The organism is Nocardia rhamnosiphila NBRC 108938 (assembly GCF_000720425.1).
GTDB lineage: Bacteria > Actinomycetota > Actinomycetes > Mycobacteriales > Mycobacteriaceae > Nocardia > Nocardia rhamnosiphila.
On sequence record NZ_JOAJ01000001.1, the window covers coordinates 1,197,829 to 1,219,112 of the forward strand.

Genomic DNA, 21,284 nt, shown 5'->3' on the forward strand with positions numbered 1-21,284 from the left:
GGCCCACCACCCGGGAGTCGGCGTTCGTCACCGGATTTCACCCTTTCGCCCGTCGTTCCAGCACACATGAATGATGGCCAGGTCGTCGTCGAGACCGCCCGCCGCCCCGGCCAGCTCCTCGACCCGTCCGATCAGCTCGTCGACGAACGCCTCGGGACGGTCCACCGGGACGGTCCGGGCGACCTCCAGCAGACCGGCTTCCCCGAGCCGGTCGTCACGGCCCACCCGGCCCTCGAACAGACCGTCGGTGAACAGCATGAGGCCGGCTCCCCCGGCCAACTCGACCTCCGCGGCCGGCCATTCGGCCCGGCCGGGCATGAAACCGAGGGCCGGCCCGCCGGGCACCTCGAGCCAGCACAGACCCCCGTCGCCGTGGTGCAGCATGCCCGGATGCCCGGCGCGCCGCACCAGGACCCGTCTCGTCGACGGATCGAGCGTCAGGCCGGTCGCGGTCGCGAAGGTCTGGCGGTCGGTCCGCTCGGCCAGCAGGACCTGCTCCAGCAAGCGCAACTGCCGCGAACCGGTCACGCCGGAGAGGACCAGGGTGCGCCAGGCCAGGCGCAGCGCGACACCGGTCGCGGCGGCGTCGGGTCCGTGTCCGGAGACGTCGCCGATGATGACGTGCACGATGCCGTCGGGATCCTGGACGACGTCGTAGAAATCGCCACCGAGCAGCGAATGAGCCCGGCCCGGGCGGTACCGCGCCACCACCTCCACCGCCCGGTCGGCACCGAGCAGCGGGGTCGGCAGCAGGCCCCGTTCGAGGCGGGCGTTCTCCTGGGCCCGCATCTGGCTGGCCTGCAGGGCCGCGCTGGTGCGCTCGGCCTGTTTACGTTGAATGGCATAGCGCACCGCGCGAGCGAACAACTCCGGCTCGACCCGGCCCTTGACCAGATAGTCCTGCGCCCCGGAGGCCAGGGCCGCCAGCCCCGTACTCTCCTCGTCGAGCCCGGTCATCACCACCACCGCGACACGGTCGTTGTGCGCGCGGATCCGGGCCACCGCTTCCAGCCCTTGGGCGTCGGGCAGCCGTAGGTCGAGCAGGACGCAGTCGGGCACCTCGACGCTGAGCCGCGCAGCCGCGTCGGACAGGGTGCGCACCCATTCCAGGCGCATCCCCCGTTCGGCGTCGGCTACCAGCTCTTCGACCAGCAGGGCGTCCCCGGGATCATCTTCCACCAGCAGCACGAAGGGTTCCCGCTCGAACCAGCCCGCATTGTCGGCCGGACCGAGATCCGCCCCGGCAATATCACCGCGCAAGGTCACCGCCGAACTCGCCAGCACGCATCGACACCCCAGCCTCCGATCACACAGGAAACGACGGCGACTCAGCGCACGCTCGTAGACTCAGCGGCCGGTTGCTGGACCGAGAGGCAGTCATGATCGTAACGGATGGCTGTCCACCCCGGTGAACGGGCGGTGTCCGGCGCCGCTGACCGGGCAGTCACGCGCGACCGACGCCACCGGACCCGGACGGGTCCGGTCCGCGTGGTCGCATACCCGGGACGCGGCGGCGGTCGCGTGTTAGCGTGGGCGACCCGGTGAGGCCCGAGATCGCTTGCGGGACGGGTTTTTACGAGCGTGTGAATGTCGGAGGAGACAACGGTGCGGATCGGAATCGGCCTGCCCTCAGCGGTGCCGGGGGCTACCCCGGAAACGATCGGGGCCTGGGCCGCGCAAGGTGAACGCGCGGGGTTCGCCGCACTCGGAGCCACCGATCGGCTCGTTTACGACAGCCTCGACCCACTGGTGACACTGGCGGTCGCCGCCGCGCACACCGCTACCGCCGAGCTGGTGAGCACCGTGCTGAACATCGGCTACCGCGGGAACCCGTTCGTGGTGGCCGGGCAGATCGCCTCCCTCGATCGGCTCGGCGACGGCCGGTTCACCGCGGGCCTGGGGATGGGCGCGTGGCCGGACGACTACGCGGTCAGCGATATGGCCATGACGACCCGGGGCGCTCGCTTCGAAAGCGCGCTGGCACAGATGCGGCGGGCCTGGCGGGGCGAACTCGCCGGCGCGGCCGGGCCGGTTCCGGCACTGGCGCCGGGTCGCCCCCAGGTGCTGCTCGCGGGTCTGGTGCCCGCCGGGATCGTGCGCGCCGCAACACTCGCCGACGGCTGGGTCGCCCCCGCGTTCAGTGTCGATCTCCTGCGGACCGGTCTCGATATCGTCGGCACGGAGTGGGCTCGGCTCGCCCGGCCCGGCCGGCCCCGGGTACTGGCCGTCCGCTATTTCCGGCTCGGAACCGATGCGTCCGCTGCCGCGCGGTCCTACGCGCGGAACTACTATGGCCCGGAGATGTTCGAGCAGGTCCGGCCCGACCTGCTCACCGATGTGGCGCATCTGTGCGACGAAGTGGACCGGATCGCCGAGGCGGGTGCCGACGACCTGATCCTGCTCCCCTGCTCGGAGGATCCGGCGCAGATCCATCTCCTCGCGGATGCGCTCGGCAGCGCACGGCTCGCTGCACCGGCAGTGGCGCGGTAACCGAGGTGCAGCCCGCACGGGCGCAGAGCCTCGGTGCCGACGCCGTCATCGGCGGCGCCGGGCCGGGGCCGACGGTGGCGCCAGCCGGTCACCGGCGATCTGCGCGCCGGCGTACTTGGTACGCCGGGTGAGCGGCACGAGTTCGTATCCGGTGATACCAGGTGCCTGCGCCAGCGTGGTGGTGACGAACCGGTAGACCGCGTCCAGACTCACCGTGGTGAGGTTGGCCGTCAGATTGGCCGGCCCGGTGACCGCGGCGGCGAACGGGATATCCGGATGCCTTGCCAGAATATCGCCCACTTCCTGCAGGTAACGGGGCTCGACAGTCATCCACAGTGTGGTCCAGTGGTGTTGCCCGGTGGCCGCCGGCGCGATATCGACGTCGAAATAGGCCAGCCCCGAACGCACCAGGGCCTCGACCCGGCGGGTGACCCGGCCCGCGGTACTGCCCGTCACGCGGGCCAGCGTCGCGTACGAGGTACGGCCGTCGCGGGCCAGGGCTTCGAGCAGTGGCCGGTCCGCGGGTTTCAGCTCCACCGTCTCCGCACCGCCCGCGGACGGCTCGGCGGCGTGTTCGCGTAGTGCGGCCGCCTGATCCCGGCTCAGTGCGTCCCGCCAGCCCGCCCAGTCGGTGGACGCGCCGCCGACGAATGTGTGCAGGATCGCGGACGGCGCCACGCTCGAGACCGGCGCCACCTTCGGCAGGATCCGGGTCAGCAACTCCTCGGTATCGGCTTCGCGCACCGCACGCAGATTGAAGTCGATCTCCCAGCCCCCGGAATGGATGGACACCCAGGAGACGTCCTCGCGGCGGGCCAGGACTTCGCCGAGCGCGTCGGCATGCTCGGGGCGGCAGCGTACCCGGATCGACCACACGGTGACCCCGAGTGCCCGCGGGTCGAGGCTCAGCGTGACCCGGATCAGCCCTTCCCGCCGCAACCGGCGGTACCGACGCGCCACGGTCTGCTCGGCCACCCCCAATACCTCGGCCATCACACTGAACGGAACGCGGGGTGACACCTGCACAGATCGAGCGATCTGCTCATCCAGACGATCCATAATGGCGGATTTCCCCGCAGAACTCTCCGTCACCAGCGGAATCATACACAGATACTGTCCACGGAAGACCTCGCTTCGGGACCGGTCGCACACTTCGGAGACGACGCGGCGCACCGGCACGGTGGTCCGCGACATCGGAGAGAAAGGTCGGAGTTCCCCGTGCACAGAAAATGGTGGACGCTGGTCGTCGTTTGCGCGGCCACGTTCATGTTGCTGCTCGACGTCACGATCGTGGTCGTCGCGCTCCCCGATATCCAGCAGTCGCTCTCGGCCGGCTTCTCGGCACTGCAGTGGGTGACCGACGCGTACGCCCTCGCCCTGGCCGCGCTCCTGCTGACCTCGGGTTCGCTCGCCGACCGCTTCGGGCGCAGGCGCGTCTTCGGCACCGGATTGGTGGTGTTCACCCTCGGCTCACTGCTGTGCGGACTCGCCACCGGCCCGCTGGTGCTGATCGTCTCGCGCGCGCTCCAGGGTGTGGGCGGGGCCATGCTGTTCGCCACGTCGCTGGCGCTGCTGGCCGCCACCTACCACGGACGGGACCGGGGTACGGCGTTCGGCGCGTGGGGCGCGATCACCGGCGTGTCCACCGCACTGGGTCCGATCCTGGGCGGACTGATCACCACGTCGATCGGCTGGCGCGGGATCTTCCTGGTCAACCTGCCCATCGGACTACTCGCCCTGCTGGCGACCGTTCGCCGGGTGGACGAGTCCCGGGCCCCGCACGCCCGGCCACTCGATGGAGCGGGCCTGGTCACCTTCACATGCGCCCTGCTCGCGCTGGTCTACGGCTTCATCGCGGCGGGTGAACGTGGGTGGGGAGATCCGGTGGTGCCGGGTTCGCTCGCACTGGCGGCAGCGCTGGCGATCGCCTTCGTTCTGATCGAGAAGCGGACCGCGGAGCCGATGTTCGATCTGTCGCTGCTGCGCACCCCCACCTTCCTCGGCGGATCGATCGCCGCCTTCACCATGAACGGGTCGCTGTTCGCCATGCTGCTCTACCTGGTCCTCTACATCCAGGAGGACCAGGGATTCTCGGCTTTGGAAACCGGCGTGCGGTTGCTGCTGGTGTCGGGGTTCACCATGGTCGTGGCCACTGTCTCGGGCCGCCTTTCCGGACGGGTGCCCGTGCGCGGGCTGATCGGCCCTGGCCTGCTGCTCGTCGGCGTCGGGCTGCTCGCCATGAGCGGCCTGGACGCCGGTTCGTCCTGGACGCGGTTGATCCCCGGACTGATCCTCTGCGGTATCGGCAGCGGCCTGGTCAACCCACCGCTGGCCTCCACCGCCGTGGGAGTGGTGCCGGTCCAGCACTCGGGTATGGCCTCCGGCTTCAACAACACGTGCCGCCAGGTCGGGATCGCGGTGGGGATCGCCGGCTACGGAAGCCTGTTCACCGCTCGCCTGCGGGACGGCCTCACCGGCCATCTCGCCGACCGCCCCGAACTCGCGGAACGAACCGGGCAACTGGCCGATGCGGTCCACGACGGCCGGGCGGCGGCCGTCCTTGCGTCCCTGCCCGGCCCCGATCGCGCGGCGGCCGCCCAGGCGATCCACGCGGCATTCGCCGAGGCGCTCGACACTCTGTTCGTGGTGAGCGGCGCGGTCGCGGTACTCGGCGCGGTCTGTGCCGTCCTGCTCATCCGAGGCAGGGATTTCCTTCCCACCCGCCCGGGAACAGACAGCACCCTCGACGAAGGCACGACCGCCCCTGTCGGCTGATCGGGCAGTCGGAGGGCGGGGGTCGCGGAACTCCCACCCTCCCGCCCCGACGGAGAGGATCCGACTGTGGTCAGAGCACCGAAATCGACTTCGTATCGAGGAAACTCTGCAATCCCTCTCGCCCGAACTCGCGGCCGATCCCACTGGCCTTGACACCGCCGAACGGCGCGTGTGGATCCATCCGGTAGGCCTGGTTGATGCCGAAAGTGCCACTGCGGACCCGCCGCGCGAGGGCCAGACCGCGGTCGATATCCGGCGTCCACACCGATCCGGAGAGCCCGTAGTCCGTGCTGTCGGCGAGGCGTACCGCATCGTCGATATCCCGGTACGTGGTCACCGTGAGGACCGGCCCGAATATCTCCTCGCGGGCCACACGCATACCGGGGTCGACCCCGTCGAACAGCGTCGGCCGGACATACCAGCCGGTGTCGAGGCCGGTGGGCCGGCCCGGACCGCCGATGACGAGGCGGGCGCCCTCGGCGCGGCCGCTCTCGATGTACCCGCGCACGCGCTGCTGTTGCCGGGCACTGGCCAGCGGGCCCACCCGGGTGTCCTCGTCGAACGGGTCGCCCACCCGTAGATCCGCGACCATCGCGGTGAGAGCGTCGACGAATTCGGGCGCGCGGTGGTGCGGTACCAGGACCCGGGTCTGGGCCACACAGGCCTGGCCGCTGTTCATCAAGCCGGCCACCTGTATTCCGGCGGCGACGGTTTCCGGATCGGCGTCGTCGAGCACCACGGCCGCCGATTTGCCGCCGAGTTCCAGGCTCACCCGTTTCAGCGCGGCGCCGCACACTGCCGCCACCCGGCGCCCGGCCGCGGTGGAACCGGTGAAGGAGACCTTGTCGATACCGTCGTGGGCCACCAGATACTCGCCGATCTCGCGGTCGCCGGGCAGGATCGACACCACCCCGGCCGGTATCTCGCTCTGCTGGATCAGCCCGGCCAGCAGATAGGTATCCAGTGGCGTCTCGGGCGAGGGTTTCACTACGACGGTGCACCCCGCCAGCAGCGCGGGGGTCAGTTTCGCCACCGCCATGAGCATCGGCATGTTCCACGGCGCGATGGCGGCGACAACCCCGACGGGTTCGCTGCGCACGAGGATTTCCTGACCGTAGTAGCCCGGCCGGTACTCCTCCCAGGGGTACGTTTCCGCGAGATCGGCCAGCGCCCGCATCATCACTCCGGGCAATCGGGCATGCGCCGACCGGGAGAAAGTGATCGGGGCCCCCATCTCTGCGGTGACCAGCCGGGCGATCTCCTCCTGATGGTCGGTATAGCGGTGGGCGAGATCGCGGACGATCCGGATCCGCTCGGCCGGGTCGAGCCGGGGCCACGGTCCCTCGTCGAACGCGTGCCGGGCCGCGTCGACCGCGCGATCGATATCCGCGGGCGCGGGGGCCGCGAGCCGGGCGAGTATTTCCTCGGTGTGTGGTGAGATCACCTCGAAAGTGCGGTCGGTACTCGGCGGTCGCCATTCGCCACCGAGGAAGAGCTGCCGGTGTTCACGCACGACGGGCTCCGTTCACGGCGTATGGGTGCTGATCTCACGGAGCAGCCGTACGGTGGGCGGCGGATCCGACCGGACCCCCACCGGTTTCGACATCTCCCCGGAGCGGGCCCGCGCACCCATTCGCGCCTGCACGGCCTCGAGATCGTCCGCCTCGATCTCGTACAGGGCGATGAAGCCGCCGTCGCCGGCCAGCGGTTCGAGGCGGCGGGCACCCACAATGCCCTCGATGGCGAGCATTTCACCGATATGGACGTCGGTGTACCAGCGGTGGTATTCCGCGGTCTCCGCCGGCGAGTTCGGCCACGATTCCACGTAGAGAATTCCTCTGGGCATCCTATTATCCGTTCGTCAGGGCGGGTGCGTGCGCCGGGAGGGCGGACCCGACCGGTTCGTTCTTGTGCACGACCCCGTCTTTCATCACGAAGCGCACATCCTCGAGCACGCCGATATCGGTGGTCGGATCGCCGGGCACCCCGATGATGTCGGCGAGCAGACCGGGCGCGAGCCGACCCCGGTCATCGGCGTCGATGAGCTCGGCGCTGGTCACGGTGGCCGCGCGCAGGGCCTGGACCGGGGTCATCCCCCGGTCCACCAGCGCCCACAGTTCTTTGGCGTTCTTCCCGTGCGGAACGGCCGGGGCGTCGGTGCCGCAGGCGATCCGCACCCCGGCCTCGATGGCCCGGCTCAGCATGCGGCGGGCCTTCGGGAAAACCACCTCGGCTTTACGTCGCAGCGCCGGTGGCGCCTTGGAGACGTCGAGGCCCTCGGACAGATAACTGGTGGGAACCAGGAAAGTGCCGTGGTCCACCATCATCTGCACGGTATCGTCCTCGGCCAGCGAACCGTGCTCGATACAGTCCACGCCGGCCCGGATACAGGCGCGGATCCCCGCGTCACCGTGCGCGTGCGCGGCCACTTTGATACCGGCACGGTGCGCTTCGTCGACGATGGCGGCGAGTTCCTCATCCGAGTACTGCTGGGTGCCGGGGGCGGTGCTGTGCGACATGACCCCGCCCGAGGCGGAGATCTTGATGACCCCGGCGCCGTACTTGATCTGGTAGCGGGTGGCCCGGCGCACCGCCGGGACGCCATCGGCCATCCCCTCCTCCACACTCATCGGCATGATGTGCGGGGCCAGGCGCTGGAACATGGTCGGGTCGAGGTGGCCGCCGGTCGGCGTGATGGCGTGACCGGCGGAGACGATCCGTGGACCGGGGAACCAGCCCTGGTCGATCGCGCGCCCGAGGTCCACATCGAGCAGGTAGCCGCCGGTTTTCACCATCAGGCCGAGGTTGCGCACCGTGGTGAATCCCGCCATGAGCGTGGTGCGGGCGTTGACCGTGGCCCGCAGGCTCCGGTAGACGGGGTCGTCCTGGACGCCGTGCATCGGCTGCGGCAGCCCGGTGGGGTTCTCCGGCCCTCCGATGAACAGGTTGATCTCCATATCCATCAGCCCGGGCAGCAGAGTGCAGTCGCCGAGGTCGAGCACGGTCGCCGCCGCGGGCGTCTCGGGTGGGTCGATCGCCTCGATCAGGCCGTCGCGCACCACGATCACCGCCGGCGTGCGCACCACACCCGCTTCGATATCCAGCCACCGCGCGGCCCGCAGCACGAATGCCGCGGCGTTCCCGTTCGCTGTCGCGCCGGTCATGGCGCCGGCTCGATCACGCAGTCCATCGATGCCTGGCTCGCATCCGGGATCCACGGCTGTTTCCACACCTCCACCGGGAAGGACACCATGATCATGGAATACATCAGGTGCAGCAGGTTCAGTGCGTCGTCGGGCATATCGTCGAGCCCGATATGGTCGAGATGGGTCAGCGCGGCCTCGGCGCGCGAGGTGACGGCGTTGTAGAACTCCTGCATTTCGGCCATGGTGGAGGCCAGCCGCTTCGCATAGCGCTCCCCCTCGGTGGCCAGGCACCACTTCGCGGCGAAAGGTTCGAGGTCGGCGAATTCTTCGGGTAGCAGGGTCATCGCCGGTTCGCCCCCGTCTTCTCGTTGTCATAACTCTCGACCCAGTCGGCCGCGGTCTTGTGCAGATGACGCAGCAGGATCTCCTGATCGCACAGCGGGAAATGAGTGACCGCTCGCGATTCCAGTGTCATCTGGGTCGCCTCGAGGGTGCTCGCGTCCTGCAGGCCGTATTCCTTGAACGTCACCGCGGTCATCTCGTGGGCGACGCGATCGCGCGGGGTCCTCGCCGGTACGAAATACAGGTTGCCCTCGAAGATATGGGTGTTGTGCGAGGTCGGCCAATAGTGGTATGTCAGGTACCAGCCCGCCGACCAGATGAGGATCACGAAATTCGGGAACAGCTGGAACGAATCCAGCCCCCACGGATCGCATTTCGCGGGATTCACGCCACTGGGCAGTTCGCCCAGGTCGGGTACGTCCCAGGGCCCGAAGAGGCCGCCGCGGGTGATGTCCTCCATCGGTTTGCGCATGGACGGGTCGAGTTCCCAGGTCACCACTCCGGAGGTGCTCACCAGGCGGTGCGGGCCCTCCAGCCGATAGTGGGGCGCTTCGAATCCGGCGGCCTGGGCGGCGGCGGAATAATTGTCCGGCGTCTGGTTACCGTGCAGGACCGCCGCGTGATAGAACTCCTGGAAAGCGTCCATGTACAGCTTCCAGTTCGCGCCCACCTCGGACCGATAGGAATAGCGCTCGGTCAGCCGGTCGAACGGATAGCCCTCCAGATCCGTCACCATCGGGCCGAGGAATTCGCGCAGCGTCTGCTCCGGTTCCCGTGCCAGATTGACGAAGATGAAACCGGCCCAGACCGCGCAGTGTACCGGCGCGAGACCGTAATCGGACTTGTCGAGGTCGAAGAATTCGCCCTCCTGCTGGACGAAGGTCAGTTCCCCGTCGAGTCCGTAGCGCCAGCCGTGATATTTGCAGGTGAACTGCCGGCAGGTCCCGGAGGTCTCCTCGCGTGGGATCTCGTTCCACACCAGCTTGTTTCCGCGATGGCGGCAGATATTGTAGAAAGCGCGGACCTGCTTTTCCTTGTCGCGCACCACGATCACCGAGGACCGGGCCGCGTGGATCTCCTTGGTGAAATAACTGCCGACCCGGGGTACCTGCTCCACCCGGCCCACGTTCAGCCACGCCCGTTTGAAGATGGCCTCCCGTTCCTTCTCGTAGATCTCGGGGGAGATCGAGTCCTCATAGGACATCGGGGCGGTGCCGAGTTCGGGATAGTGCTCGGTCCAGCTGCCTTCGGGGGGTTTGGGCCAGCGTGGCATGGGTGGTGCTCCTTGCGGGAATGGTTTCGGGTGGGCTGCTACTGGATCGGTTCGTCGCCCAGCACGGTGGTCCGCAGCATTTCTCGGGGCGAATCCGGCGCGTACGGCGCGGCCCGGTGGATCACACCGCGGTTGTCCCAGATCACCGTGTCGCCGACCGACCAGGTGTGCCGGTAGACGCGTTCGGGCGCGGTGCAGCGGGCCAGTAGATCGTCGAGCAGCGCGCGGCCGCGGGCACGGTCCCGTCCGACCACGTGATCGGTGGACGCGCCCAGCACCAGCGACCGGCGGCCGGAGCGGTGGGTCCAGACGAGCGGATGTTCGCGGGTGGGCCAGCGACGCCAATACTCGAGTTGGCGCGGTTCCGGATCGGGGGTGACCAGGCGCTGCGAGGCCTCGAGCGAATGCAGGACGCGAACCGCGGACAGTTCCCGTTTCTCCCCGGAAGTCAGGCGTTCGTAGGCCCCATAGGTGCTGGCGAATTCGGTTTCGCCGCCGCTGTCGGCGACCGCTTTCGCGGACAGGACCGTCGCCATCTGCGGGTAGGTGTCCTCCTGCGGGGTGCATCCGTCGATATGCCAGTCGAAGGTGGCGCGTAGATAACTCGCCGACGAGTTCTTGGTGGTGTCCAGGCTCACCCGGTAGATACCGCGCACCGGATGGTGCCCGGCCGAGGTGTCGATCTCGCCGAGTTCCCGGCAGAACGCGACCTGCGCCTCGGGTTCCAGGTGCAGGCCGCGGAAGACCAGGACACCGTGCTCGTCCAGCGCCCGCAGGACCGCGGCGGGCAGGTGTGGGTCGGTCAGCAGGCGGTCCGCGTCGACGCCGGTGATCTCGGCGCCGATCTCGTGGTTCAGCCGGTCCACGGTGAGTGTGCTCATCGCGGCTCCCTTCGGTGGGACAGTACGGGGGTCACGGCCACGGCTCGCTGATCCGCTCGAGTTCGGCGTCGGCGCTGTCCACCGGCCGCGGCTGCAGGAATATTTCGATAGCCATGGCGACCATGGCCAGCGAATAGATCAGCTGGAGAAGGTGCAGCGCGTCGTCGGGAAGGTCGTCGAGGGGGAATTTGTCGCAGTAGACGATGGCCTCGTCCAGACGCGGGAAGAACGCCTCGTAGAACTCGGTCATCTCGTCCATGGAACTGTTCAGCCGGCGCTCCCAGCGCTCGGCTTCGGTGGCCAGGCACCAGGTCCGGGCGAACCGCTCGAATTCCGCGAAGGCCGGTGGCAGCAGGTTCTCATTCATCGCCGCACGCCCCGACCCGCTCGCCCTGGTACTCGCCGACCCAATCGGCGATCACTTTGTGGAAATGCCGGACCAGCACTTCCTGATCGTTGACCGGATAGCCGGTGATCCCCGCCGTGCGATACGCCGATTCCAGCGCGGTCTGGGTCCCGGTGAGCATGCCGGCGTCCTGGAGCGCGAACTCCTTGAAGACCACCGACGACACTTCGTGTTCCACCCGTTCCCGGACCGTCCGGGCGGGCTGATAGCAGAGGATTCCCTCGAAGAGATGGGAGTTGTAGGAGGTGGGCCAGTACCGGTAGATCAGATACCAGCCGCGGTAGAACAGGATCTCGAGGTTCGGGAAGATCTGGAAATTATCGATCCCCCAGGGCTCGACCCGGCCCGGATTGAGTCCGGCCGGCAGGTCACCGATATCCGGTGACTCCCACGGTCCCACCAACCCGCTGCGGGTGACCCGTTCGATGGGGTACATGAATTCCGGCGGCAGGGTCCAGCGCCGGGCGCCGCCGGTACTCACGACTCGATGTGGGCCGTCCAGCTGGAAATGGGCGCATTCGAAGCTCGGTTCGGGGTTGCGGACCTCGCCGGGCACCTGCTGGGAATGCAGTCCGGGTACGTGGTAGTACTCCTGGAATGCGTCCGCGAACAGTTTCCAGTTGCTCTGGTTGTGTGCGCGGAATTCGTACCATTCGGTCATCTTCTCGAACGGATAGGTGTCCAGCGCCGTCACCATCGGTCCGAGGAATTCGCGCAGGGTCTGCGGCGGTTCGGGGGCCAGATTCACGAAGACGAAGCCTGCCCACACTTCGCAGTGCACCGGCGCGAGCCCGAATTCCGACTTGTCGAGGTCGAAGAATTCGCCCTCCTGCTGAACGAAATTCAACGCTCCGTCGAGCCCATACCGCCAGCCGTGATATTTACAGGTGAACTGCCGGCAGGTCCCGGCGGTCTCCGCGCTCGGAACCTCGTTCCACACCAGTTTGTTCCCCCGGTGCCGGCACACATTGTAGAACGCGCGCACCTGCCGGTCCCGGTCCCGCACCACGACCACCGAGGTCCGGGCGATATGGATCTCCTTGGTGAAATAGCTACCGACCGCCGGCAGTTGCTCCACCCGGCCCACGTTCAGCCACGCCCGTTCGAAGATCGCCTTCCGCTCCAGCTCGTAGAATTCCGGCGAGACGGAGTCCTCGAACGACACCGGCCCGGTCCCGAGTTCCGGATAGTGCCGGGTCCAGCTGCCTTCCACCGGTTTCGGCCATTGCGCCATGATCATTCCTCCCAATCGGGTACTGCGGGCGGCACCCCGGTGTCGGAGTCGGGGTCGGGCCGCAGATCGACGCTGTTGCACACCAGGGCCAGGCACAGGTAGGACCCGACGACGAACAGCAGCTCGAGCAGCCGGCGGGTGTCGAGATACCGGGTGAGGCCGGCCCAGGTGGGGTCGTCGACGCGGTACCGGTCGACGAGTTCGTCGGTCGCCGCCACCACCAGTTGCTCCAGCTGCGGCCAGCCTGCGGTCTCCCCGCAGGCGACGTCCTCGATCTGTTCCTCGGTGATGCCGAGCTCACGGGCCAGCCGGACGTGCTGGCCCCACTCGTAGGCCGACCGCGTCCGCCACGCCACTCGCAGCACGGCGAGTTCGCGTAACCGCGGTTCGAGCAGCGGCCGGTCGAGCAGGACCCCGTTGTAGGCGAGCCACGCCGCCCCCAGTTCCTCATGGTGGCCGAGCATGCCCAGGATATTCGGCATGCGTACGGTGCCCGGTTCGGCGGAGAGATATTTGTCGGCGCGCCGGACCCGGCCCAACAGCATCTCCCGGGCCCGGATGCTCCACCGTTCGATCGGCACGGGTTCGACCCGCGGTTCCGTCGCGGTCATATGACCGAACCTCCGTTGACGCCGAGTACCTGCCCGGTGATGAAACGTGCCTCCTCCGAACACAGGAACACGCAGGCCGCGGCGATATCCGCGCCGGTCCCGAGGTAGCCGACCGGAATCGCCCGCGCCATGGTGGCGTTGTCCGGAAGATGGCCGGCCGCTTGGGAACCGCGCGCCATCGGCGTATCGATACCCGAGGGTGGAATGGTGTTCACGGTGATCCCGCACGCCGCGTACTCGCGGGCCAGCGCCTTGGTCATGGCGATCACCGCCCCCTTGGACGCGGTGTAGTGCACCATTTTCGGTGATCCGCGCTGGGCGCTGGACGAGGAGATGGTGACGATCCTGCCCCAGCCCGCCGCGACCATATCGCCGACGACCGCCTGCACACAGTGGAACGTCCCGTTGAGATTGACGTCGATGACCCGCCGCCACGATTCGGCGGAGATCTCGGTGAACGGCTCGAACGCGAAGACGCCGGCACTGGTGACGAGCACCTGCACCGGACCCCATTCCGCCCGTACCTTGCGCAGCGCCTCGTCGACCGCCGCACGATCGCTGACGTCGACTTCGCAGGCCATCGCCGCGGCGCCACTCGTGTTCAGTTCCGCGGCGGCCCGCTGTGCGCCCGCACCGTCGAGGTCGAGGATCGCGACCCGGTCCCCGCGCTCGGCCAGCGAACGGCTCACCGACAGGCCCATCCCCGAGGCTCCGCCCGTCACGACCGCGACCCGGCCGGCGGGGACCGATCGAGCCGGGTCGGCGAGGGGCTGCGGACGATTCGCCGGACTCTTCATCGAGACGCTCCTCTTGCTCACCTGCGACACGGACGGGCCGCCACCGACGGGTATCTCCGTCACCCACGGTCTTAATCGAGTGATTAATTAATCGACTGATTAAAGTTATACGGTCGGACGAAAGACGCTGTCAAGGGCCGGAATTCCGCGGACGACCGGCCCCGCCGCGACGACCTGCGCCGGACCGGCGGCGGGACCGGCGTGGGGTTTCCCTATGATCGACACATCGGGCAAGCCGTCTCGACGCCCGAGCGCCGGAGCGGTTCGGCCCACCCGACAGCGACCCCGCGGATGGAGGTGCCATGACCCAGCGAGCCGCGGATCAGCCGGCCGGGGCAGCGGCGGATGCCGAAAGCCTGTCCACCCGCTCGGCGCTGCTCGACGCCGCCGAGCAGGTGATGCTCGAGGACGGCTACGCCGCCGTGAGTTCCCGCCGCCTGGCAGCGCGGGCCGGCGTCAACGCCGCGCTGGTCTACTACTACTTCGGCACCATGGACAATCTGTTCGTCGAACTGTTCCGGCGCGGGTCCGAACGCAGCTATCGGCGGCTGCTCGGCGCGGCGGATGCCGAGCAGCCGCTGTGGGCACTCTGGGAAGCCGTCCACGATCAGTCGCGCACCTCGCTCACCATGGAGTTCGTCTCCATGGCGACCCACCGCCCGTCCATCCGGGCCGAGATCGCACAGTCGTCGAAACGATTTCGCGCGCTGCAACTCGATATCGCCACCCGCGCGCTCGCCGGGCACGAGCCCGGCAACTGGACTCCGGTCACCCTGGTGATGCTCATGTCCAGCGTTTCCCGGTTCCTGCGGATGGAGGAATCGTTCGGCATAGACACCGGCCACGCCGAGATCGCTTCCGTCGTCGAGGATTTCCTGCGCGAAACGGAGGGCGAGCGCCGCCGCACGGCCGAGTAGAGTCATGCCCTCGGCGCGGCGCTCCACCAGGAACGGATCGAGCCCACCGCCCGGCAGCACCTCCGCGGGCGCCGCGGGACGGCGCGGACGCCGGGTCTCGCTGGTGGAGCTGCCGATGGCCGAGCGCGAGCCGGATTGCGCACTTTCCCACACGGGTCCCGCCCGGCCTGCGTTTCATGATCACCGCCGGCGCCGTCGAATCCGCCGACTCCGACGCTTTCGCGGCCGCGGCACCGCGCTGCCCGGTTCTCCGGGCCGAACCGATGAGCGGCGGTGGATCCACCGCAGGTGACCGACCGGCGGGCCGCGAGAACCCGGCGGAGGTAATGGGTTCCGATTTCGTGCGTCGTGCCCCGAGGTCGGGCGTGGCGCCGCAGAGCCGCCGGGCACCTGGATTCGCGACGCTGTGCGCCGCGCACCCGTCCTGGCGGGCACGCGGCGCGGTGACCGGATGGGGCGCCCGTGGCCACGTACTGTGGGAGCTCACCGCGCTCGGCGCGACGCGGACAGTTCGCGACACGCCAGGGTTGGACTCTGCCCGGTTCTATCGGTCGTGATCGCGAACGACAGCTTGGGAATGTGAATGCGGACATTCGCATATCGAGACGTCGACGAACGGAGGTCGGTACCTATGACGGTGACCGATGACTACCTGGCCAACAACGCGCGCTACGCGGAACAGTTCAGCGGTCCGCTCCCCCTGCCGCCCAGCAAGCATGTCGCGGTGGTCGCCTGCATGGACGCTCGGCTGGACGTCTACCGGATCCTGGGTGTGCAGGACGGCGAGGCGCATGTCATCCGTAATGCGGGCGGGGTGGTGACCGATGACGAGATCCGCTCGCTGGCGATCAGCCAGCGGCTGCTGGGCACCACCGAAATCATCCTGATCCACCACACCGATTGCGGAATGCTCACCTTCACCGATGACGATTTCAAACGCGGCATCCAGGACGAGACGGGTATCAAACCCACCTGGTCGGCCGAGTCTTTCTCCGATCTGAACGAAGATGTGCGGCAGTCGCTCCGGCGAATCGAAACCAGTCCGTTCATCACCAAGACCTCGTCGCTGCGCGGTTTCGTCTTCGATGTCGCCACCGGACGGCTCGACGAAGTCGGCGCCTGACCCACTCCGAGGCCACCGCTCCCGGCCATGCTCCGTGCCGCGCGCACCCGATGGTGCGCGCGGCACGGCCGTTCACAACGCGCCGTTCGCGGTGAGCACCTCGAACGCGGCGTCGGCGCTGCGCCACAAGACATCCATCTCCGCGCGCACCGCGGGTTCGGCCGCCGGGTCCTGCAGCGCCAGACCGTTGCCGAAGATCACCACATTGGCGCCCAGATCGGCCAGCCGCAACAGCGGACCGGTGGCCACGCCCGCACCCAGTACGGCATCGAGCCCCTCCCCGAGGAAGTAGAACCGCCACAGCGGCCCGAGATCGCCGCCGTAGAGCTCGCGGGTGAGATCGACGATGAGCGCTCCGTGACTCGCGATCGCGTCGACGATCCGGAAGTGGTCGGGCGCGTTGGCCGCAGTGGCACGGGTGGCGGCGACGGCATTGGACAGGTCGACGGTGAGGTGGGCGTTGTAGCCCGCCATCGCGACTCGGGCCGGCGACAGTTCGCAGCGGTGGGCGAGCCGGAAATAGTGGTTCCACTGGGGTTCGCTGGGCGCACCGGTGAATTCCGCGTGCACAGTGCGCAGAAACCGCAGCAGCAGATCGAGGCTGATGCGATGCGCCCACTCCGGGTCGTCGAACGCGGCCGGATCGCGTTGCAGCGGCATCACCGCGGCCTGTTCGACCGCGTCGAGTCCCAGGGCGAGCAGTCCACGCCGATCCCGGTGCGCCACCAGGATCTCGGTGATCCGCCGATGCCGTTCGACCGCCCGTTCCAGCCGGTCCAGCGACGAACCGGAGTTCTCGTCGTAATCCGTTGACGTATCGGACAGCTCGACGATCTCGGTGAGTTCCGCGGCCGACAACGCTGTGCCGCAGGCAGTATCCAGCTCGGACGCCGCGGCGCGCCCCCCACCGGTCAGCGCGGCCATATCGACCAGGAACACGGTCGCGAAGACGAGGACGAGGTATCTCGACCGCACCGGCCGCTGGCTGGACATACCTGTTTCGCTTTCACTCGGCGGACGACTGAGCCGTGAAACCGGCCATATGCGATAGATCCGGAACAGCGGTGTTTCGGGTGAGCCGCCCTGCCGGGCGCGCGCCCGAGCCTAGCTCAGCCGCCGCCACGAGCCGCCCTCCCGCCCGTGGGAGCGGCCGGTCGGCCTGCGCGTCAGCCGCGGAACGCGCGCCGGTAGGCCGCGGGGGTGGTGCCGAGCAGCGTGTGGAACCGGCGCCGCAGATTGGTGGCGGAGGTGAGCCCGACCCGGGCGGCGATCGCCTCGACGGGCAGATCGGTCTCCTCGAGCAGCCGGCGCGCCGCGGTGACCCGCTGAGTCAGCAGCCAGCGCCCCGGGCTGGTCCCGAGTTGATCTTCGAATCGGCGGGCCAGGGTGCGCGGCGAGACCCCCGCCCGGCCGGCCAGATCGGACAGTGTGATGGGCCGATCGAGGTGGGCGATGCTCCAGTGCAGCAGAGCGGCGACGGACTCACCGGTGGCGTGCGGGGTAACCGGCGCCGGGACGAACTGGGCCTGCCCGCCCTCCCGGTGCGGTGGCATGACCATGTGCCGGGCGAGTTCGGACGCGTATGACGCGCCGTGATCGCTGCGTACCAGATGTAGGCACAGATCGATACCGGCACCCGCCCCCGCGCTGGTGGCGATGTTCCCGTGGTCCACATACAGCACACCGGGGTCCACCTGCACCCGGGGGAAGCGAGCACGCAGTTCGCCGGTGCGCGCCCAGTGGGTCGTCGCGGTCCGTCCGTCGAGCAGACCGGTCTGTGCCAGGGCGAACGCGCCGGTGCAGATCGAGACCAGTCGCACTCCCCGGGCGGCGGCCGCGCGCAACGCCTCCAGCACGGCGGGTGACACCTCCGCGGTGAACGGCAGCCAGCCGGGAATCACGACCGTATCCGCGGTCGCCAGGGCCTCGAGGCCCGCCGACACCCACATGGTGTACCCGGCGGTGGTCGTGACCTCGCCCGGATATTCGGTACAGACCAGGAAGTCGTAACGGCCGGGCAGCCCCTCGCGCGGCGTACCGAAGACTTCCGCCACACACCCGAGTTCGAACGGGGCCTGCGGCGGTGTCACCAGGGCGGCGACGCGATGCAGTCCGGCCGGGCCGGCCCACCGATCAGTCATGACAGAAAAGTACTCGAAGATGACTTTCCTGACACTGGCACCTTACGATCCCGGCTCGGCATGCTGGCCGTATGACCGTCACCCCGCACTCCGAAAATGGCCCGGCCATGCCCGGTTACGCCTGGTCGGCCCTGGCCGACGCGCCCGTCCGGGAGCTGTTTCCCGGTATCCGACTGCGCTCACTGTGGTCCGGCCCGGACGGTGCCTCGGCCCATGTTCTGGAGATGACACCCGGCAGCCGGTGGGAGGGCGTCGATGTGCACCGGCCCGGGCCGGAAGAAGTGTTCGTGGTGTCCGGCACCTTCAACGACGGCGTCCGCGATTACCCGGCCGGGTCGTTCATCCACGCACCGGCCGGATCCTGGCACATACCGCAGACCGTGACGGGTTGTGTGCTGTTCGTGTTCTATCCCGAGGGCTGATCACCCCCGTCAGCGGGACGCGATCAGTTCCAGCGTCTCTTCCAGGACGGCGAGCGGAACCGCACTCGGGACCAGGATGAACTCGTCCAGCCCGGCTTCCTCGGCGGCGTCCAGCGTGCGGTGCAACGCCGCGGCGTCGTAGGTCTTCATCGAGGAAGCCGCTCCCGCGGCCGCCTCGCCACCGAGAAAGCCCAGGTACTCCGCGGTGAAATCGCGCAGAACCTCCTCGGGCCCGGGCACACCGAGCGCGTAGAAACACCCGCTCACCAGGCGCGGCGCGTCCCGGCCCGCCTCGGCCCAGGCGCGACGCGCGGCCTCGGCGGACCAGCGGATCTCGGCGGGCACCCCGCCCACACTGAACGCCACGACCCCATCGGCCCACCGGGCGGCGCGCGCGAGCGATTTCGGGCCGAGGGCGCCGGCGAGCACGGGCGGGCCGCCGGGCTGCACGCACGGCGGCCCGAGCGGATCACCTCCGGCGACGGCCGGTTCCCCGGCCCACAGCGCGCGCAATTCGGCGACCGCGCGATCCAGCCGATCGTGGCGGCGCTCGAATCCCGCACCGAGACTGCGATAGTCGTCGCCACGGCCCCCGACGCCTACGCCGAGAGCGAAGCGTCCCGCGGACAGCACATCGATCGTCGCGGCCTGTTTGGCGACCAACGCCACCGGATGGGCCGGCAGCACCGACAGATTCGCGAAGATCCGGACCCGTTCGGTGACCGCGGCGGCCGCGGCGAGGGTCGTCCACATCTCCTGATTGTGGAAGGTCATCCGCTCGCCGCACGAGATACTGGCGACGGGCCCCTGCTCGGCGAGCCGGCACCAATCGACGGTGGCCGCCCGGTCGTAGCCGCGGCACATGGTGGGTAGTGCGATCCCGATATCCATCGCCCCAGCATCGGGCAACCGAGCCCGCTTAGCAAGAACAGGTTCTAGTTTTCGCCGAGCCGGAGACGGACCGCACTACCCCCCACCACCACCACAGCCGCCACCTCCGCCACCACAGCCACTTCCGCCACCACAGCCACCACCCCCACCGCAGCCGCTGTCGCCTCCGCCGCCCCCGCTTCCGATGTACCAGCCGCCCGCCGCGGCCGCACCGGTGGCGCCACGCCGGCGGGTGGCACGCAGCGGAGCCCGGCTCTGCCGGAACCTGCGCACTGCGGCCGCGCCGGCCAGCACCACCCCGATCGCGAAGAACCAGCCGCCCACCCCGAATCCGAAGAGATCGGTCAGCACGAGGCCGACGAGAACTGCCGAAGCAGATAGGAAAAGCACGATACCTCCCCGAGTGGTCGATCCACCTCAGAAGAGGCTACCCCGCAGCAGATCTCGGTGAACTTCTCCGACGGCACAGAATTTCGCGGTGGACTCCGCGCGGGCCGCCCTCGAGCGGCACATCGGCCCCTCTCCCCAGCGTGGGAGCGTCCCGGAGATGCCTCCTCCACCCGGGCCGCGCGCACGCTCGCCCGATCGGGTGTCCCGGGCGGCCGGGCGCCCGGGACACGGGTAGGGTGAACGCGAAAGTCGGCAAGGACGGCGGGCGCGCGTTTTGCCGATCCGTCGGCCGGTGAAGCGACACCCGTGCACAGATCGGTGAGGAAATGACGGCAAACGCCGCCACACATGATGTTCCTGTCGACCGGATCGAGGCCCCCGCGCCTCCCGAGGTCCCGGCCCGCGCCGCACGCCACAGCGACTACGCGGTGCTGTTGCGGCAGGTGCGCGACGCGGGTCTGCTGGACCGGCGCCCCCGGTACTACCTCTGGAAGGGCGGGGCCGCCCTACTGGCACTGGCCGCCGGATGGACCGCGTTCGTCCTGATCGGCGACTCGTGGTGGCAGCTGGCCACGGCGGCCTTCCTCGCCGCGCTCTTCGCTCAGTTCGCCTTTCTCGGCCACGACGCGGGGCACCGGCAGATCGCCGGCAGCCGGCGGGCGGACTATCTGCTCGGCGCGATTTTCGGCAATCTCGCCATCGGCGTGAGTATCGGCTGGTGGACGAGCAACCACAACCGTCACCACGCGCATCCCAATACCGAGGACGCCGATCCCGACATCATGGGTGTGCTGGCCCATTCGAGTGTCCGGGCACGCGCCGGACGCGGCCTGCGCCGGGTGATCTTCCGCTACCAGGGTTGGCTCTTCTTCCCGATGCTGCTCCTGGAGGGCTTCAGCCTGCACTTCTCGAGTGTCCGGGCGATCGTGCGGCGCGATATCCCCCGGCGCGGCCTGGAGGCCGCGCTATTGGCCGCGCACGCCGTGGGCTACCTCACCGTCGTCTTCCTGGTGCTCCCGCCACTGCACGCACTCGGCTTCATCGCCGTACAGCAGGGTCTGTTCGGGCTCTACATGGGAACCACGTTCGCGCCCAACCACAAAGGTATGGCGGTACTCCCGGCCGGTGATACGACGGACTATCTGCGCCGCCAGGTCCTCACCTCCCGCAACGTCCGCGGCGGGGTCGTGATCGATACCGCCTTCGGTGGCCTCAACTACCAGATCGAACACCATCTGTTCCCCTCCATGCCCCGGCCGAACCTGCGGCGGGCCCAGCCGATCGTCGCGAAATACTGCGCGGAGATCGGCGTGCCCTACTGCGAGACGGGCCTGTTCGATTCCTATGCCCGGGCCCTCGGACACCTGCACACCGTCGGCCGGGCGGCCGGACCCGAGCGGTCCGGATAGCCGGCGATCCGCGCGAGCGGCTGCTTCCGGCTCGGG

Annotated in this window: 22 protein-coding genes; 6 read left to right on the forward strand and 16 right to left on the reverse strand. The window is 68.8% G+C overall.

What is annotated here, in order from left to right:
- Positions 1–27 precede the first annotated feature (27 nt).
- Positions 28–1,248, reverse strand: a complete 1,221-nt coding sequence (locus IG75_RS0105370; protein WP_051714389.1) for a PP2C family protein-serine/threonine phosphatase — start codon at positions 1,246–1,248, stop codon at positions 28–30.
- 357 nt (positions 1,249–1,605) lie between these two features.
- Between IG75_RS0105370 and IG75_RS0105375 the strand changes: the two genes are divergently transcribed.
- Entirely contained in the window at positions 1,606–2,490 is an 885-nt protein-coding gene (locus tag IG75_RS0105375) for an LLM class flavin-dependent oxidoreductase (protein WP_063834113.1), read from the forward strand.
- 45 nt (positions 2,491–2,535) lie between these two features.
- Here the strand turns inward: IG75_RS0105375 and IG75_RS0105380 are convergent, their stop codons facing one another.
- The gene (locus IG75_RS0105380) at positions 2,536–3,594 is read right to left on the reverse strand and encodes an Lrp/AsnC family transcriptional regulator (protein ID WP_030520037.1); all 1,059 of its coding nucleotides are present in this window, start codon (positions 3,592–3,594) and stop codon (positions 2,536–2,538) included.
- Positions 3,595–3,708: 114 nt separating this feature from the next.
- Between IG75_RS0105380 and IG75_RS0105385 the strand changes: the two genes are divergently transcribed.
- The gene (locus tag IG75_RS0105385) at positions 3,709–5,265 is read left to right on the forward strand and encodes an MFS transporter (RefSeq protein ID WP_036512190.1); all 1,557 of its coding nucleotides are present in this window, start codon (positions 3,709–3,711) and stop codon (positions 5,263–5,265) included.
- A gap of 70 nt (positions 5,266–5,335) precedes the next feature.
- On the opposite strand, the gene IG75_RS0105390 is transcribed toward IG75_RS0105385, so the two are convergent.
- Genes IG75_RS0105390 through IG75_RS0105435 form a run of 10 tightly spaced genes read right to left on the reverse strand, consistent with a single transcriptional unit; the run spans position 5,336 to position 13,955 of the window.
- Complete coding sequence (locus IG75_RS0105390) at positions 5,336–6,778, reverse strand: aldehyde dehydrogenase (RefSeq protein WP_030520039.1); 1,443 nt, start codon at positions 6,776–6,778, stop codon at positions 5,336–5,338.
- Between the two features lie 12 nt (positions 6,779–6,790).
- The gene (locus IG75_RS0105395) at positions 6,791–7,111 is read right to left on the reverse strand and encodes a hypothetical protein (protein ID WP_030520040.1); all 321 of its coding nucleotides are present in this window, start codon (positions 7,109–7,111) and stop codon (positions 6,791–6,793) included.
- Positions 7,112–7,115: 4 nt separating this feature from the next.
- Positions 7,116–8,429: a metal-dependent hydrolase family protein gene (locus IG75_RS0105400; RefSeq protein WP_030520041.1), complete on the reverse strand. Its 1,314-nt coding sequence runs from the start codon at positions 8,427–8,429 to the stop codon at positions 7,116–7,118.
- A complete protein-coding gene (locus IG75_RS0105405; RefSeq protein ID WP_030520042.1) occupies positions 8,426–8,755 on the reverse strand; it encodes a hypothetical protein in 330 nt (109 codons plus the stop codon). Before IG75_RS0105405 ends, IG75_RS0105400 begins: the two co-directional genes overlap by 4 nt.
- A complete protein-coding gene (locus tag IG75_RS0105410) occupies positions 8,752–10,026 on the reverse strand; it encodes an aromatic ring-hydroxylating oxygenase subunit alpha (protein ID WP_030520043.1) in 1,275 nt (424 codons plus the stop codon). Before IG75_RS0105410 ends, IG75_RS0105405 begins: the two co-directional genes overlap by 4 nt.
- A gap of 38 nt (positions 10,027–10,064) precedes the next feature.
- Positions 10,065–10,907 (reverse strand): TauD/TfdA dioxygenase family protein, encoded by an 843-nt coding sequence (locus IG75_RS0105415; protein WP_030520044.1) that lies wholly within the window; start codon positions 10,905–10,907, stop codon positions 10,065–10,067.
- 31 nt (positions 10,908–10,938) lie between these two features.
- A complete protein-coding gene (locus IG75_RS0105420) occupies positions 10,939–11,274 on the reverse strand; it encodes a hypothetical protein (protein ID WP_030520045.1) in 336 nt (111 codons plus the stop codon).
- Entirely contained in the window at positions 11,267–12,547 is a 1,281-nt protein-coding gene (locus IG75_RS0105425) for an aromatic ring-hydroxylating oxygenase subunit alpha (RefSeq protein WP_030520046.1), read from the reverse strand. Before IG75_RS0105425 ends, IG75_RS0105420 begins: the two co-directional genes overlap by 8 nt.
- A gap of 2 nt (positions 12,548–12,549) precedes the next feature.
- Positions 12,550–13,158 (reverse strand): carboxymuconolactone decarboxylase family protein, encoded by a 609-nt coding sequence (locus tag IG75_RS0105430; RefSeq protein WP_030520047.1) that lies wholly within the window; start codon positions 13,156–13,158, stop codon positions 12,550–12,552.
- Complete coding sequence (locus IG75_RS0105435; RefSeq protein WP_081876739.1) at positions 13,155–13,955, reverse strand: SDR family NAD(P)-dependent oxidoreductase; 801 nt, start codon at positions 13,953–13,955, stop codon at positions 13,155–13,157. Before IG75_RS0105435 ends, IG75_RS0105430 begins: the two co-directional genes overlap by 4 nt.
- 302 nt (positions 13,956–14,257) lie before the next feature.
- Between IG75_RS0105435 and IG75_RS0105440 the strand changes: the two genes are divergently transcribed.
- Positions 14,258–14,872, forward strand: coding sequence for a TetR/AcrR family transcriptional regulator (locus tag IG75_RS0105440; protein ID WP_036512194.1), 615 nt, complete (start codon positions 14,258–14,260; stop codon positions 14,870–14,872).
- A 631-nt stretch (positions 14,873–15,503) separates the two neighbouring features.
- Positions 15,504–15,995, forward strand: coding sequence for a beta-class carbonic anhydrase (locus IG75_RS0105450; RefSeq protein ID WP_030520051.1), 492 nt, complete (start codon positions 15,504–15,506; stop codon positions 15,993–15,995).
- Between the two features lie 72 nt (positions 15,996–16,067).
- Here the strand turns inward: IG75_RS0105450 and IG75_RS0105455 are convergent, their stop codons facing one another.
- Both IG75_RS0105455 and IG75_RS0105460 read right to left on the reverse strand, forming a co-directional pair.
- On the reverse strand, positions 16,068–16,988 hold the full coding sequence (locus IG75_RS0105455; protein ID WP_245713077.1) for a DUF5995 family protein: 921 nt from the start codon (positions 16,986–16,988) through the stop codon (positions 16,068–16,070).
- A 173-nt stretch (positions 16,989–17,161) separates the two neighbouring features.
- A complete protein-coding gene (locus tag IG75_RS0105460; RefSeq protein WP_051714240.1) occupies positions 17,162–18,136 on the reverse strand; it encodes a GlxA family transcriptional regulator in 975 nt (324 codons plus the stop codon).
- Positions 18,137–18,207: 71 nt separating this feature from the next.
- Between IG75_RS0105460 and IG75_RS0105465 the strand changes: the two genes are divergently transcribed.
- Entirely contained in the window at positions 18,208–18,558 is a 351-nt protein-coding gene (locus IG75_RS0105465) for a cupin domain-containing protein (RefSeq protein WP_210436756.1), read from the forward strand.
- Positions 18,559–18,567: 9 nt separating this feature from the next.
- Here the strand turns inward: IG75_RS0105465 and IG75_RS0105470 are convergent, their stop codons facing one another.
- Positions 18,568–19,449 carry an LLM class flavin-dependent oxidoreductase gene (locus IG75_RS0105470; protein ID WP_030520055.1) on the reverse strand — a complete coding sequence of 294 codons (882 nt, stop codon included), beginning with the start codon at positions 19,447–19,449 and terminating at the stop codon, positions 18,568–18,570.
- Between the two features lie 75 nt (positions 19,450–19,524).
- On the reverse strand, positions 19,525–19,839 hold the full coding sequence (locus tag IG75_RS39545; protein WP_168165608.1) for a hypothetical protein: 315 nt from the start codon (positions 19,837–19,839) through the stop codon (positions 19,525–19,527).
- A gap of 326 nt (positions 19,840–20,165) precedes the next feature.
- Here IG75_RS39545 and IG75_RS0105480 point away from each other — a divergent pair, with 326 nt between their 5' ends.
- On the forward strand, positions 20,166–21,248 hold the full coding sequence (locus IG75_RS0105480) for a fatty acid desaturase family protein (protein WP_081876637.1): 1,083 nt from the start codon (positions 20,166–20,168) through the stop codon (positions 21,246–21,248).
- Positions 21,249–21,284 lie beyond the last annotated feature (36 nt).

Excerpts from the sequence above, each read along its gene's own strand:
- IG75_RS0105380 (WP_030520037.1), bottom strand. The coding sequence starts at position 3,594 with ATGATTCCGCTGGTGACGGAGAGTTCTGCGGGGAAATCCGCCATTATG.
- IG75_RS0105395 (WP_030520040.1), bottom strand. The coding sequence starts at position 7,111 with ATGCCCAGAGGAATTCTCTACGTGGAATCGTGGCCGAACTCGCCGGCG.
- IG75_RS0105400 (WP_030520041.1), bottom strand. The coding sequence starts at position 8,429 with ATGACCGGCGCGACAGCGAACGGGAACGCCGCGGCATTCGTGCTGCGG.
- IG75_RS0105405 (WP_030520042.1), bottom strand. The coding sequence starts at position 8,755 with ATGACCCTGCTACCCGAAGAATTCGCCGACCTCGAACCTTTCGCCGCG.
- IG75_RS0105410 (WP_030520043.1), bottom strand. The coding sequence starts at position 10,026 with ATGCCACGCTGGCCCAAACCCCCCGAAGGCAGCTGGACCGAGCACTAT.
- IG75_RS0105415 (WP_030520044.1), bottom strand. The coding sequence starts at position 10,907 with ATGAGCACACTCACCGTGGACCGGCTGAACCACGAGATCGGCGCCGAG.
- IG75_RS0105420 (WP_030520045.1), bottom strand. The coding sequence starts at position 11,274 with ATGAATGAGAACCTGCTGCCACCGGCCTTCGCGGAATTCGAGCGGTTC.
- IG75_RS0105425 (WP_030520046.1), bottom strand. The coding sequence starts at position 12,547 with ATGGCGCAATGGCCGAAACCGGTGGAAGGCAGCTGGACCCGGCACTAT.
- IG75_RS0105430 (WP_030520047.1), bottom strand. The coding sequence starts at position 13,158 with ATGACCGCGACGGAACCGCGGGTCGAACCCGTGCCGATCGAACGGTGG.
- IG75_RS0105435 (WP_081876739.1), bottom strand. The coding sequence starts at position 13,955 with ATGAAGAGTCCGGCGAATCGTCCGCAGCCCCTCGCCGACCCGGCTCGA.
- IG75_RS0105440 (WP_036512194.1), top strand. The coding sequence starts at position 14,258 with ATGACCCAGCGAGCCGCGGATCAGCCGGCCGGGGCAGCGGCGGATGCC.
- IG75_RS0105450 (WP_030520051.1), top strand. The coding sequence starts at position 15,504 with ATGACGGTGACCGATGACTACCTGGCCAACAACGCGCGCTACGCGGAA.
- IG75_RS0105455 (WP_245713077.1), bottom strand. The coding sequence starts at position 16,988 with ATGTCCAGCCAGCGGCCGGTGCGGTCGAGATACCTCGTCCTCGTCTTC.
- IG75_RS0105460 (WP_051714240.1), bottom strand. The coding sequence starts at position 18,136 with ATGACTGATCGGTGGGCCGGCCCGGCCGGACTGCATCGCGTCGCCGCC.
- IG75_RS0105465 (WP_210436756.1), top strand. The coding sequence starts at position 18,208 with ATGACCGTCACCCCGCACTCCGAAAATGGCCCGGCCATGCCCGGTTAC.
- IG75_RS0105470 (WP_030520055.1), bottom strand. The coding sequence starts at position 19,449 with ATGGATATCGGGATCGCACTACCCACCATGTGCCGCGGCTACGACCGG.
- IG75_RS0105480 (WP_081876637.1), top strand. The coding sequence starts at position 20,166 with ATGACGGCAAACGCCGCCACACATGATGTTCCTGTCGACCGGATCGAG.